The sequence below is a fragment of the Agrobacterium sp. a22-2 genome (assembly GCF_012276985.1).
Lineage (GTDB): Bacteria > Pseudomonadota > Alphaproteobacteria > Rhizobiales > Rhizobiaceae > Allorhizobium.
In genome coordinates, this window is sequence record NZ_JAAXMM010000008.1 from 20,453 (window position 1) to 33,370 (window position 12,918).

Annotated in this window: 10 protein-coding genes; all 10 read left to right on the plus strand. The window is 59.2% G+C overall.

Annotated features, from left to right (window positions below; genetic code table 11):
• Positions 1–100: 100 nt before the first annotated feature.
• The 10 genes from tssH (at position 101) to HFC70_RS13645 (ending at position 12,869) form a co-directional block, all read left to right on the plus strand.
• Entirely contained in the window at positions 101–2,878 is a 2,778-nt protein-coding gene (gene tssH / locus HFC70_RS13600) for a type VI secretion system ATPase TssH (protein ID WP_168473809.1), read from the plus strand.
• Positions 2,879–2,915: 37 nt separating this feature from the next.
• A complete protein-coding gene (locus tag HFC70_RS13605; protein ID WP_168473810.1) occupies positions 2,916–3,392 on the plus strand; it encodes a type VI secretion system tube protein Hcp in 477 nt (158 codons plus the stop codon).
• Between the two features lie 136 nt (positions 3,393–3,528).
• Positions 3,529–4,611 carry a hypothetical protein gene (locus tag HFC70_RS13610; protein ID WP_210259268.1) on the plus strand — a complete coding sequence of 361 codons (1,083 nt, stop codon included), beginning with the start codon at positions 3,529–3,531 and terminating at the stop codon, positions 4,609–4,611.
• A 4-nt stretch (positions 4,612–4,615) separates the two neighbouring features.
• A complete protein-coding gene (locus HFC70_RS13615; protein WP_246735781.1) occupies positions 4,616–5,539 on the plus strand; it encodes a hypothetical protein in 924 nt (307 codons plus the stop codon).
• 32 nt (positions 5,540–5,571) lie between these two features.
• Positions 5,572–7,836 (plus strand): type VI secretion system tip protein TssI/VgrG, encoded by a 2,265-nt coding sequence (gene tssI / locus HFC70_RS13620; protein WP_168473812.1) that lies wholly within the window; start codon positions 5,572–5,574, stop codon positions 7,834–7,836.
• A gap of 12 nt (positions 7,837–7,848) precedes the next feature.
• A complete protein-coding gene (locus HFC70_RS13625) occupies positions 7,849–8,952 on the plus strand; it encodes a DUF2169 domain-containing protein (RefSeq protein ID WP_168473813.1) in 1,104 nt (367 codons plus the stop codon).
• Between the two features lie 121 nt (positions 8,953–9,073).
• Positions 9,074–10,567 carry a PAAR-like domain-containing protein gene (locus tag HFC70_RS13630; RefSeq protein ID WP_168473814.1) on the plus strand — a complete coding sequence of 498 codons (1,494 nt, stop codon included), beginning with the start codon at positions 9,074–9,076 and terminating at the stop codon, positions 10,565–10,567.
• A 12-nt stretch (positions 10,568–10,579) separates the two neighbouring features.
• Complete coding sequence (locus HFC70_RS13635; protein WP_168473815.1) at positions 10,580–11,332, plus strand: GAD-like domain-containing protein; 753 nt, start codon at positions 10,580–10,582, stop codon at positions 11,330–11,332.
• Between the two features lie 193 nt (positions 11,333–11,525).
• Positions 11,526–11,909 (plus strand): hypothetical protein, encoded by a 384-nt coding sequence (locus HFC70_RS13640; protein ID WP_168473816.1) that lies wholly within the window; start codon positions 11,526–11,528, stop codon positions 11,907–11,909.
• 243 nt (positions 11,910–12,152) lie between these two features.
• A complete protein-coding gene (locus HFC70_RS13645) occupies positions 12,153–12,869 on the plus strand; it encodes an IS6 family transposase (RefSeq protein ID WP_168473817.1) in 717 nt (238 codons plus the stop codon).
• Positions 12,870–12,918: the final 49 nt, after the last annotated feature.

Consider the following 12,918-nt stretch of genomic DNA (forward strand, 5'->3'; position numbering starts at 1 on the left):
AGAGCATTTTTTGATCTGGACAAGGTTCGGTAGCCGCCCTAGTTGTTGCTAGGCATCTCTAAACATGACTGAGCTTTGACGCAGAGGCAGGAATTGCAAGATGTCGAACATGGATCTCAACCGTCTGGTGAGAACACTTGAGCCGGATCTGCGTGTCGGTCTTGAGACAGCGGCTTCGCTCGCGTCCCGTCATCGCCACCCGGCTATCGAGATCGCCCATTGGCTCCGCTCGATATTAGACGTTGCAGAGTTTTCCGCCATTTTCGAAACACTCGACGTCTCGTCTGCAACGCTTCGCAACGAGCTTGACGAGGCAATTTCCGACATCTCTCCGGGAGATGGCTCGACGCTGGTGCTGTCCCAAAATCTTCTGTCCCTGGCGCGGGAGGCTTGGCTTGTCGCCTCCCTGCAATTCGGTCGGAACACCGTGGTCCTGGCCGATCTTCTGGCTGCTTTGAACAATGACCCGTCATTGCGTGTCATGGCGAGAGGGATCGCCCCGTCGCTACGCGGGCTTGATCGGGCGCTTCTCGACGACCTCTTGGAAAAAGCCACGTCTGATCGCAATGCCAAAGCAGAGCAGCTGTTGCCCCTTTCATCTCCGTCGTCTCACAATAGCGATATCCTGGGGCTTTATACGCGCGACATGACCGCGGATGCCCGTTCCGGGCGGTTGGACCCGGTTATCGGACGCGACCGGGAACTGCGACAGGTCATCGACATTCTGACGCGCCGGCGACAGAACAATCCTATTTTGGTTGGCGAGGCCGGCGTGGGCAAGACGGCGGTGGCCGAGGCTTTCGCGCTGGAGATCGCGGCCGGTAACGTTCCCGAGCGGCTGAAGGATGTGACGCTACTGCTGCTGGATCTAAGCCTCCTCCAGGCGGGGGCGGGTGTTAAGGGTGAATTTGAACGTCGCCTCCATGGGGTCGTGGACGCAGTGAAGGCCTCGCCTGTCCCTATTATCCTGTTCATCGACGAGGCCCATGCCCTGATCGGAGCGGGGGGACAGGCTGGTCAGGGCGATGCGGCCAATATTTTGAAGCCGGCCCTAGCGCGTGGCGAGCTCAGGACAATCGCGGCCACGACTTGGAGTGAGTATAAGCGATACATCGAGAAGGACTCGGCGCTGACCCGCCGGTTCCAGACCGTTCATATCCAGGAGCCGGATGAAGAAACTGCGATCCGCATGCTGCGCGGCGTGGCGCAGAATCTGAAGCAGCATCACCGGGTCCGTATCCGCGACGAGGCGATCATTGCGGCCGTACGTCTTTCCGCTCGTTACTTGCCTGCCCGACAGCTTCCCGACAAGGCAATCAGCCTGATCGATACGGCTTCAGCCGCGGTGGCGCTTGCTCGCCAGACAACGCCCGAAGCGTTGAAGTTGCTGATCAATGAGCGCGATTTGCTCGAGACCGAAGCGATTTGGTTGGTGAACGAGCCTGAGACGGCAGAGACGGCAGCGCGCTTGGCCGAGATCGACACCGAACGCCATGAGGTCGAGCAGGAAACCGCGTCGCTGACCGCAAAATACGACGAAGAGATGCGACTGGCCCGGGAAGCCGACCGATTGGAGGACAGCATTGCCCCTCACGAAGCTGCCATCCCCCTATCGATGGTGCCTCTCTCGTCTGACGGTGATACCAATGTTGCTCCCTTTCCGCCGCAGCCTATGACCGCTGAAAGCGCACGGACGGCACTGGCCTCGACAGTCAGCAGTCTGGCTGACATTGCCGGCGAGACTCCGCTGGTTCCGCGGGTGGTCGACAAGGACGTGGTGGCGGCGATCGTCGCCCGCTGGACCGGTATTCCCGTCGGCAAGTTGTTGTCGGACCAGGTTGATACAGTCAAGAGCCTTGAAGCGCGGCTAAAGGAGCGGGTACTCGGCCAGGATGCCGCGCTTGAGCGGATGGCGTCAGCCATGCGAGCCGCCAGGGCCGGGCTATCTGACCCTCGACGCCCGCCCGCCGTATTTCTGCTGGTCGGCATGTCCGGTACCGGCAAAACCGAGACGGCGCTGGCGCTGGCTGACATGCTATATGGCGGTAGCCAGCATCTGACGACGATCAACATGTCCGAGTTCAAGGAGGAGCATAAGATCTCGATGCTGCTCGGTTCGCCGCCCGGCTACGTCGGCTTCGGTGAAGGAGGGGTCCTGACCGAAGCAGTGCGTCGCCGCCCCTATGGCGTGCTGTTGCTTGACGAGGTCGACAAGGCGCATCCGGGTGTGCAGGAAATCTTCTATCAGGTATTCGACAAGGGATCGCTGCGCGACGGAGAAGGCCGGGACATCGATTTCAAGAACACAACGATCTTCATGACGGCCAACACCGGCTCCGAACTGATCGCGGCGTTGGCTGCTGATCCGGACACTATGCCGGAGGGCGAAGCGCTGGAAGCCTTGCTGATGCCGGAACTGCAGAAGCAGTTCAAGCCGGCTTTTGTCGGGCGCGCTATTGTCCTGCCCTTCATGCCGCTCGGGCGGGAAACCCTTTCGGGCATTGTCGACATTCAGATCGGCCGCATTCAAGATCGTGTCAGTACGGCCTATGGGACCACGTTGACACTGACGCCGGAGGCGCGCGACGTCCTCATCTCGCGTGCCAAGAGCAGCGAGATAGGCGCCCGCGCCATAGAGATGATGATCGCCCGCGATCTTCTGCCCGTGCTTTCAACCTTCTTCCTCGATGCGATCTCGGACGCCAGGAAGATCAGGCATATCACAATCAGTTTCGACGGTCAGCGCTTCAGCATCGATGCTGCGCGATCGCCCGTCGAGCCGCAATTCGCTGAGCCAGAAGAGAGACGGCAGGCGGATGAAGTAGCCCGGGGCCGGAAACGGCCCCGGGGAGCAGGAAGAAAGGCAACCGCGCCTTAGCAGCAACAAGGCAGATCAATACAGGAGAGCTGACAGCATGCCGATTTATCTTCAGATCGACGGAATTCAGGGTGATGCAACGCACGAGCAGCATCGCAAATGGATGGATATCGAGGCCATTCATTGGAATGTGTCACGCAATATGAACACGTCCGCCGGCTCAGCGGCCAACCGCGAGGCTTCCGAGCCGACTGTTTCGGAAGTCATTTTGACGAAGGTCAGCGATTCCTCGTCGACCAAACTGTTCCAGGAGGCCTGCTCCGGTCGTACCGGCAAGCGCGCCACCATCCATCTCGTGACCACCGGCAATCCGGGCGACACCTATATCGAATATTCCCTGACCAATACGCTGATTGCCAGCTACTCGATCGATTCCAACGGGGATCGACCGATGGAAACGGTCAAGCTCAACTTCACCAAGATGGAAGTGAAGTACACGCCTTACGACGACCAGCATTCGCCGCAGTCACCGATGATCGCGTCTTACGATCTTGCGACTACCAAGGCTGCTTAAAAGCCTCCGACAAGCGGTGTCAGCCTCGCGCTGGCACCGCGGCTCGTGTGTTCGGTTGCCTCCGCCAAAAAAGCGTCCGTGACCGGCAGTTTTCGCAGATGAGTTGAGAAGCATCTTTCGGCTCTGGACAATGGAGATGACCGTGTCGTCCGCAACTGATCGTTTGAACAACATTCTTCTCGAACTGCCCCGGCACAAGTCGCAGTGGCAGCTGAACGTGGCCAATCCCTATGTGCGGGCTTACGATCTCGCCCTTGAAACATTCAATCGCACGACGAAGGCACAGGAGGCGCGAAACCGCGCCACGGCGGAACTCTTCGTATTCGCAGCGTCCGTACTGACCGGCTCCGTCATGATGGCGGTCTTTGCCACGAGTTCGCTGCGTGTGCTGGCAGGCCGTGCGGCACTGCGCGTTATCTGCAACAATAATCTCAACCGCACCTTTGACATGATGCATGCCGCCAGCAACAGCAAGGCCGTCATGTTCGCGCTCGGCGGTATCCTGGACGAAGCGAAAAAGGTCGCTGGAAAACAGGTGACGACAGCTGTCGAGGGGCTGACCAGCAACGCCCCGATTGCAACGTCGGGCACGGCGCTCAACTACATGACCCGGCTCGAGGACTTCATAAACACCAATCACATCTGCGTCCACAATCTGGTTCAGGGTGTGCGCGACGACGGTTCGATCGGCGAGGCCGATAAGGCAAAGGTCGCGGATCTGGCCGTGAGGTCACCGTTCTGCAATCCGCCTTCAGGACGGCGGGTGGACGAGAACAGGTTGTCGCAGAAGATGGAATTGCTGTTCTACATGAACGCTGTGCTGGATTCCGACCGACTGGTGACCTATGCGCCGGATACGAGCGGTTCGCCGGGATCGATGGGGCGCGAACTGGAGTTTTCCAGCAGGCCGATTGCCCAGCTTCCGTCGGCAACGGATTATCCGCGAGCCACCGCGCCCCGGTTCACTGGCCGGCCTTTCGCGTCCTATGAACCGGGTCAGCGCATTGAATATGAGAGCATCGGATCGGTGGTCAGGGAGCGTGTCAACACGCTGAGCAGCCAGACCGGAAATGGGCGGTTCTATCCCGAGCAAAACGTTCTGGAAAGAATGCTGATCGATCCAACCAGCAACGCGCAGATGGCCAAGGCGGAGCAGGTGATCAATCGACTTTCCACCGATGCCCGACCACGACAGTTCACCGAAGTGCGGATGATATAGTCCGATGCTGGGGAAGATGTCAGATAAAGTCCTGAGGACATGCGCCGCAAGCCGGCACTTGCGCAGGTTGGCACTTGCCGTGCTGGGCTGCGCCCTGGCGGGAAGCGTTCCCGCTCTGGCCGGCAAATCCGTCGACCAATCCCTGCTCGATATCGAGCAGGTGGAGCAACGCCTATCCAGCATGCCGCGCAGCGTTCCCGCCGTTGTAAAGGCTGCGGTGGATCGTGGTCACTCCGAGGCTGCCGAGGTCGCGCCAATTCTGACCACGGCCGCGAAGTCAGCATTTGACGGGAATGCCATGGGCGCCGAGATTTCTGAGGGTGTCGCGAGCGTCGATGCCGGTGTCGTGGATGAAGTCGCTTTTGCAAAGGCGGCGACAGCGTTCGAGGGCGCGCGGGAGAAAGTCGCGCAATTATATGTAAGGCAGGATCAAGCCGCGGCAACAGCGATCGAAAAGCGGTTGGCGGGTGCGGACGGCGCCGGGATCGCGCAGCTTGCCGACCTGATGGCGGCTCCCGAGCTTGCCGTCGAAGCCGCCGTCACCGCGCAGGCCATGTATGTTTCGCTCGACTCCTTCTCGACCGCTGGCGCCGAGGATCTGGCATCGACCTCGAAAGAGCAGATGGAGGCACAGCTGCCCGATGTCGTCGCCTCCCTGCGCATCAAAACCGAGAACGAAAAACCGGTTCCGAAGGATGTGGCCCGTATGGAAGAGAAGGCCCGACTGACCTTCATTCTGGCCAGTATGACACCTGAAGATTTCTCGACACTATCGGACTTTTATCAAAGTGCTGTCGGTAAGGCCAAGCGGCAGGCGCTTGTCGACTGTTACCGGCGAGTGTCCGATCAAGCCAATATCAGGATGCTCAGGGAATACCTGACCGCGCTGGCGGTGCATCTTGAAACTCATCCTCGGCCGCAACAGTGATTGTTGAACGCATCTACGACAGGATCTGATCCATGGACGATATGTCATTCTCTGCAGCTAATTTTATCCAGGCGAGCCGGATCCTCAAGGTCGTTTCGCCGCTGGGAGACGATCAGCTTCTGCCGGAGCGGGTCACGATCGAAGAGGGGGTGTCTTCGCTTTTCGAGGTCAAGCTTTCAGCCCGAACGAAAAAACCGGTGATCAAGCCCGAGGAACTGATCGGCCGATTGATGGACGTGTCCATCGAGGTCGAGCAGGGTGAAGGCGAGGGGGGCGTGCGCCGGCCCTTCAACGGCCTGGTCACCGAACTCAACGAGGGACCACCGGTCACCCGCGGGCTGCGATCCTATTCCATCGTGCTGCGGCCGCAGATGTGGCTGCTGTCATGTCGCTCGGATTGCCGCATCTGGATGGACAAGACGTCGATCGACATTGTTGAGACACTGTTTTCCGAGCATGGCATTCCGGCGCCCGATGTTTCCGGCATCGTCACGCCCCCGCCGCCGCAGCATTATTCAGTACAATGGAATGAGACGGATCTCGCCTATCTGACCCGGCGTTTCGAAGAGGACGGGCTGTTCTACTGGTTCTCCCATGAAGACGGTAAGCATAAGCTGCATGTTGGCGACGGCGCCAATTCGTGGCTTGGGCCTTCGCCATCCGCGCAGGGCGAAGGCCGGGTGCGCCTGGCGCACGGCTCGTCCGATCGCAACCATATCAATGAATGGAACAGACGCTATAGCTATGTGCCGGGCCAGCGGGCAGGTGCCGATTGGAATTTCGAGACACCCCGCATGGTGCCCGGTACAATGACGCCCTCCCTAGTGCAGATGCCCGAGGCGATAAAGCGCGAGCTCTATGAATATCCGGCCCGCATCTCGTCGGTCGCCGAAGCGGAGCGGGCCGAAAAGCTGCGCATGCAATCGAGCGAGGCCGACCATGATCGCGTTACCGGCGCGACCACGTCGCGCATCTTGGAAACCGGCCGCCGCTTCACGCCGTATGACGTCGCTCAGCCGGATCATGTGTATGAAGAGCATGTGGTGACCAAGGCGACATACACGGTGGTGGACCGTTCCTATGAAACCAACAGCAACGAGCCCGAATACCGCAATGAATTCGAGGCGGTGCCGGCTCGTGTGCCCATGACGCCGCACCGGCAGACCAAGCGGCCGCGCATCGAAGGCGCGCAGGTGGCGATCGTGGCCGGACCGTCCGGCGAAGAAATCCATCCCGACCAGTATGGCCGCATCAAGCTGTGGTTTCCCTGGGACCGCAAAGCCAAGAAGGACGGTTCCGATACCTGCTGGGTGCGCGTGGCGCAGAGCTGGGCGGGTTCGACCTGGGGCGGGCAGATCATTCCGCGTATCGGCATGGAAGTGATGGTCGCCTTCGTCGATGGCGATCCGGACCGGCCTCTTGTGACCGGCGTGGTACCGAACCCGGCCAATGGCGTGCCCTACGACCTGCCGGCCAACAAGACCCGCATGGTCATGCGCTCAAACACCCATAAAGGCACCGGCTTCAACGAGATGTCGTTCGAGGACGAAAACGGGCGCGAAAACATGTTTTTCCATGCCCAGAAGGATCAGACGACGCGGGTGCTGAACGATCGCACCAAGCGCATCGACCGGCACGAGGTCGCCTCGATCGGCGGCAACCGTGCGGTGGAAGTGTCGGGCAACCAGAAACACGAGATCGGCGGATCGGTGAACACGGTCGTCGGCGGCACCGGGCCAGGCGCCCTGGCGCTAATGGCGGCGGTGCAGGGAATGGCTAGCCAGACTGCCGGACTGGTCGCGCAAGCTGGGCAGATTGCCGGCAGCGGCGGACCGGGTCTTGCGGCATTCGCCAGCACTTTGGCTTCTTCCTCACTCGGATTTCTGAGTGCCGGCGGTCTTGGAAACCGAGACGGCGTCGTATCCGGCCCCAGTCCGCGTGCCGATGCGGGCACGGCACTCGCAGGCGCAGGAACGGGTATGGGTACGGATGCAGGAGGCCTTTTCCCGCTACCGGGCATTATGAACACGATCGTCGGCTCCTTCAAATCCGACACGATCGGGATCGCGCGGGCAGAGCAGATCGGTGTGAGCAAGGTGACGAATGTCGGTCAAACGTCTCTCGAAAGCGTCGGGAAATTCAAGAAGATCGCGGTTGGCGAAGAGTTCGTCATCGAATGTGGTGATTCAAAATTCATCATGAAATCAAATGGCGAAGTGATCATTTTGGGTAAGAAGTTCAACTTTGTAGCAACAGAGCATTTCCAGATGCGCGGCAAGCCGATCGATCTCAACTAGGGAGATATAGCCTTGGAACTCGTCAATCGGCTTCCCTTTGTTGCCATGGCCTTCCGGCAGTTTGATACTGACGGCAATCTAGATTGCGTCGTCGCCGTGCGTGGCACCTTCCTGCACGAAGAAGGCGGCGCGCTTGCCGTTGCACCTCATCAAGAGGACTTTCAATGGGAAGATGCCTATGACGGAGATCCGCATTCCGGGGTGATGTTGCGGCAAACCGATCTCACGCCTGAGAAGCCCGGAACCGACGTCACGTTTCTCGGCAATGCGTATGCTCCGGCAGGAAAAACACTTTCCTCATGGGATGTTTCGCTCCAGGTGGGACCGCTTCAAAAAGATCTGACGGTCCACGGAGAGCGTCATTGGACGCCTGTCATACGCAGTGCCTGGGACGGTTTTTCTGCTCGAGCACCGAAACGTGTCCTGAAGGACTGGCGGCTGTCGGATCCAAAGCCCGCGACCGCCGTACCTCTCTCCTGGAGCAGATCCTATGGCGGGCCAGTGCCGGGCACCGGCGATCCGGACACCGAAACGGCCCCCGACGCGGAGGCCTATAACCCTCTCGGTCGCGGCATCGTCAACCTGAACATGGGACCGCATGCCGTCCCGGTTCCCGCGCCCCAGGTGACCGCCGCCGGCGTAGCGTTGGACTGGCGTGAGCGTGTTGAGCCGCAAGGCATCGGCCCGATCTCCCCATGGTGGCGATTTCGCCAGCAACACGCCGGGACCTATGACGAAAACTGGCTGAACGAGCGGCATCCGTTGCTGCCGAAGGATTTCGACCCCCGCTTCTGGCAATGTGCACATCCAGATCTCGTTGCAATCCCGTACCTTGCCGGCAACGAGAGCTACAGGCTTGAGAACCTGCATCCCACCCGCCCGGTCGCAAGCGGCGCACTGCCAGATATTACGCTCGGCATTCACTGCATGCAGCACGAAACGGGCGAATGGCAGATGCTCAATCTCGATGGTGTGCATTTCGACTGGCGGACCGAGGAACGGGTGCTCTTGACTTGGCGTATTCGCTTTCCGTTGCAAAATGCAGCGGACGTTAGGCTGACGCTGACGCGGGTGCGCCTGTCCGCCCCAACGCAAACCGGTGCGGCGGCTGCATGATCGGACGCAGAGATCAAGCCTATTGTCGATCGTCTTTGCTGGCCGCCAGCTTCATGACGCACGGCTGGGACGTCGCGGACGGCAGGACTAGATTTACGGCTCACGGAAGCGGGAGGCGCGGATGAGTCTTCCTTCACCCAGCGATATCAGGATTGGCGACCCCAATTATCCGGCCCCTTGGACGACCAGCCTACCGCTGGAGGCGCTTCGCGATACCGACGCGGCGCGAATCGTATCACTTGCCCCCGACGTTTGCCTGACGCCCGTCGGCTCTTCGGTCGTGCCTATTCCTTATCCGATCGTCGATTATTGCGGGCATGATCGCAGCTATACGGAGTCAGTCCGGTTCACCGGATACAAGGCGATGGTCATGCGGTCCTGCACGACCCACGTTCATGGCGACAAGCCCGGCGTCAGGAAGGGCGTCAGATCTGGAACGGTCGAGAGCATCTGTGAACCCATCAGTCACGCGCCTCAGATTCGGGCCGAAGGATCGAATGTCATCCGGCATCTCGACCGCTTCTGGATGAACAGCCGAAATACTCAGGGTGAGGCTATCTTCGTACGCGACAGCACAACCTTTGCCGCGCCGAAGGACGACGATCCTATCCGTGGTTCGTTGCGTTATGCGCAGCTTGCGCAAGCAGAAACTCCGAACAGGGCGAGCGACGTTGCGCCCGTCCTGGGTTTTCTGGCGCCTGCGGGCGGCGTAGGGGCGTTAACGGGCGGTGGGACCGCTGTAGGTGGAGGCGCCGTCGCGGGTGGGGCTGCTGCAACTGGCGGTGGGGCGGCCACCGCGGGCGGTGCAGCGGCAACTGCGACCGGGGTTGGCCTCGGAACCGTGCTGCTCGGGATCGGTGTCTTTGCCGTTGGTGTACTCTGGCCGACCAACAAGACGAACTTTTCGGACTTCATCCCGCAGGACGATTACGAGGCGCGGCTCGCTCAAGATGCGGAGCAGCGCATTGGGGGACTTCCACCTTGGGATAGCGGAACTTCCATCAAAAGCGAAACTCTCGCTCAAATCGACCAGCGGCGACAGCAGCTGACGACGCAGGCCCAGCCCCAAACCAATACCCAGGCTCAGCCTCAGGCGACGCCGCTTGCCACCGGAGCCAATGGCCGTGTCAATCCGGCCCGCTGCTATGTTCTACCGCTGTTTTTCAGTACTCCGGCGCGCGGCACCAGGGCGGAGCAGCAACGCCAGCTGAGTCTTCAGCAAGCTGTGCTGAACGCAAAAAACCCCTGCCAAGCGGCGGCGGATATCGCCAGATATCCCGTCAACAAGCCGCTTGGTGAGGCGGCACGGCCGATCGAACGCCGGCGTCTCGTCAATGCGAGAGCCCAGCAGATTCGTGCGCTTAATCCAAGCACGAACAGTACCCAGGCACTGGCGCAAGCGCAAACTTGGGCCACTGGCAAGGATGCCATCCACACGCTCGACATGGTGGCCGGCGGCCAGCCCACCGTCTTCTCCGGCCTCGGCGGAAGCAGCGAGAACCGTTCGATCGGATCACACTGGCGCAATGGAAAAGCTGCGCAGCTCGACGCATATGCTATAAATCAATGCCAGGCGGGCTGCCCCAATATGCAGACGCAATTGATCGCGACCTAGGAGACAGACGTCATGAGTTCAGCGGAGTTCTTGGAGGCGAGGGGCAAGCCGAGGAATGCCAGGCCGGTTTCCGAGGCCGAAATGCAAGCCGCCGAAGGCCGACTTCCAGGCGACGTGCTGGATTTCTGGCGGGCAAATGGCATCGGTCACTACGCGAACAAAAATTACTGGCTGTGCACGCCGGCTCTCTTCGACGGTCTGTTCCGAGATAGTCTCGCCCATGTGCCAGGACTGCGCCCGGAGGATCTCGCCGCCTTCGGTTATTCCAGCCTTGGAACAATCGACCTTTGGCATCGCGAAGGACGGCATTTTGCCTTTTCGCTCGATGTTGCCCTGCTGATGGATCTGACAAGCCGGACCCGAACCGAGGCGCCTCCACATGATCTCGATGAACTCTACCGTTCGGCAGGCATGGACGTGCCGGAAAACGCTGTCGAAATGTTCCTGGAGTCCAGATCCAGGCCGGAAGACATCTGGATGATTCTTCTGAACGCCACGAGTGCTGATACCTACAGGATGATCTTCGATGACAACGGTCGGGCGCTGACGCCGCAGCTGCGGCGGAACCTCGGCGAACTGAGCGAAGACGAAGTCTATTTCCGCAACAAGGATGCCATCGCCAATCTGGTCGATCATTACGAAAAGCTGACGATCGACGCAGCTTCTGCCCGGGTGCCGCGCGAAATATTCTATTCGTTTGCGACCGAAGTTTCTGGCGCGCAGCACATCGTGGAGCAAACGATCGTTGTTGGTGGAACCCAGTAGGCGGCCGAATTTTGGCCGGTCAATGAAACAAGAGGCAAACCGTTTGCGCGCCAGCGGTCAGGCAGAAAAACTGATGAAGGTCGAACTTAAGATCTGCGGCGAGCATTAAGCACCGGAAAGGCTTTAGATGTTGGATCCTTTTTTTCCGAGGTAATCGACGTTCTAAGCGCAGGAAAATATTAGGATTAAATCCATGAAAGCCTCGGAAATAATTCGTCTCGACAGGGCTATAGCATTTAATAAAGATAGGTTTTGCGTCGTGTTCAGTAGCAAAGACTACGAAGACATGTATTCCTATATTTTAGTGTCCGAGGGAGAACTGGAGCAGCCTTGGTCGCGCTCCGATGTCCCGTGCAAAATCGACGGCCTGACTGGCCGGATCGGACCAAATGGTAGGCCTATCATTTATGCGTTGAGCGACGAAGGCGATGTCTACACCTTGCCTATGGGAGATCCTTCGTCGTACCGGAAAATTGAAGGCGCCGGCGTTTATTCCGACGATGCAACTGACCTCGGCTATGTCAATTCAATCGTTTTGATCGGCGATGCCCTCTTTGTGTCCGGATATCATTCCTAGCTCTACCGCCTCACTTCGGAAAACATCGAATGGTTTTGGAAAGAGACTTTGCTCCAACCGCCAGCCACCTACGACTATCTCATTTTCGGCGCTATCGACGGTTCGTCGGAAACAGATCTCTATATGGCGGTCACGCTTTCTCCATCGAGCACAAACCGGGAGTTAAGAGAGGAGGAGGAGACAATGGGGCGCCTGGCATCGTAAAGTTAACCTGTCGGCGATCGACCTGTGCGATCTTGCAGCATGACCCAAGTCGCTCGTGATCGCCTTTATCGCCGCCATCGGTTTCCAGCTGAAGTGATTGCACAAGCCGTTTGGCGCTATCTCCGTTTTCCGCTCAGTCTGCGCATGGTCGAAGATCTGATGGCAGCGCGTGGGATCATCGTTTCGCACCAGTCCGTGCGTCTCTGGGTGGAGAAATTCGGTCGTCACTTTGCCAACGAAATCCGTAGGCGGGCCGCCGGTCGGCTTGGCGACAAATGGCACCTCGACGAGGTCGTCATCTCCATTGGCGGCAAGAAAAACTGGCTGTGGCGCGCTGTCGATCAGGATGGCTTCGTTCTCGACGTACTCGTTCAGAGCCGCCGCAATACCAAGGCCGCCAAACGCCTGATGCGGAAACTTCTCAAAGGACAGGGGCGATCACCTCGGGTCATGATCACCGACAAGCTGCGATCCTACGGCGCGGCAAAGCGCGACATCATGCCCTGCGTCGAACATCGATCACACAAAGGCTTGAACAACGGGGCGGAGAATTCCCATCAACCGACCCGGCGACGAGAGCGGATTATGAAGGGCTTCAAGTCAGCCCGACATCTCCAGCGTTTCGTTTCAATTCATGACCCTGTCGCCAATCTCTTTCACATCCCCCGCCACGACATTTCGTCCGACCATCAACGCGAACTGAGAACCGAAGCCATGCAGATGTGGAACGAAATCGCACGCATACAAGCCGCATAAGCGAAATCTACGGCCAACATTTGTGACCGGTGCCCTTTAATTTTACGGT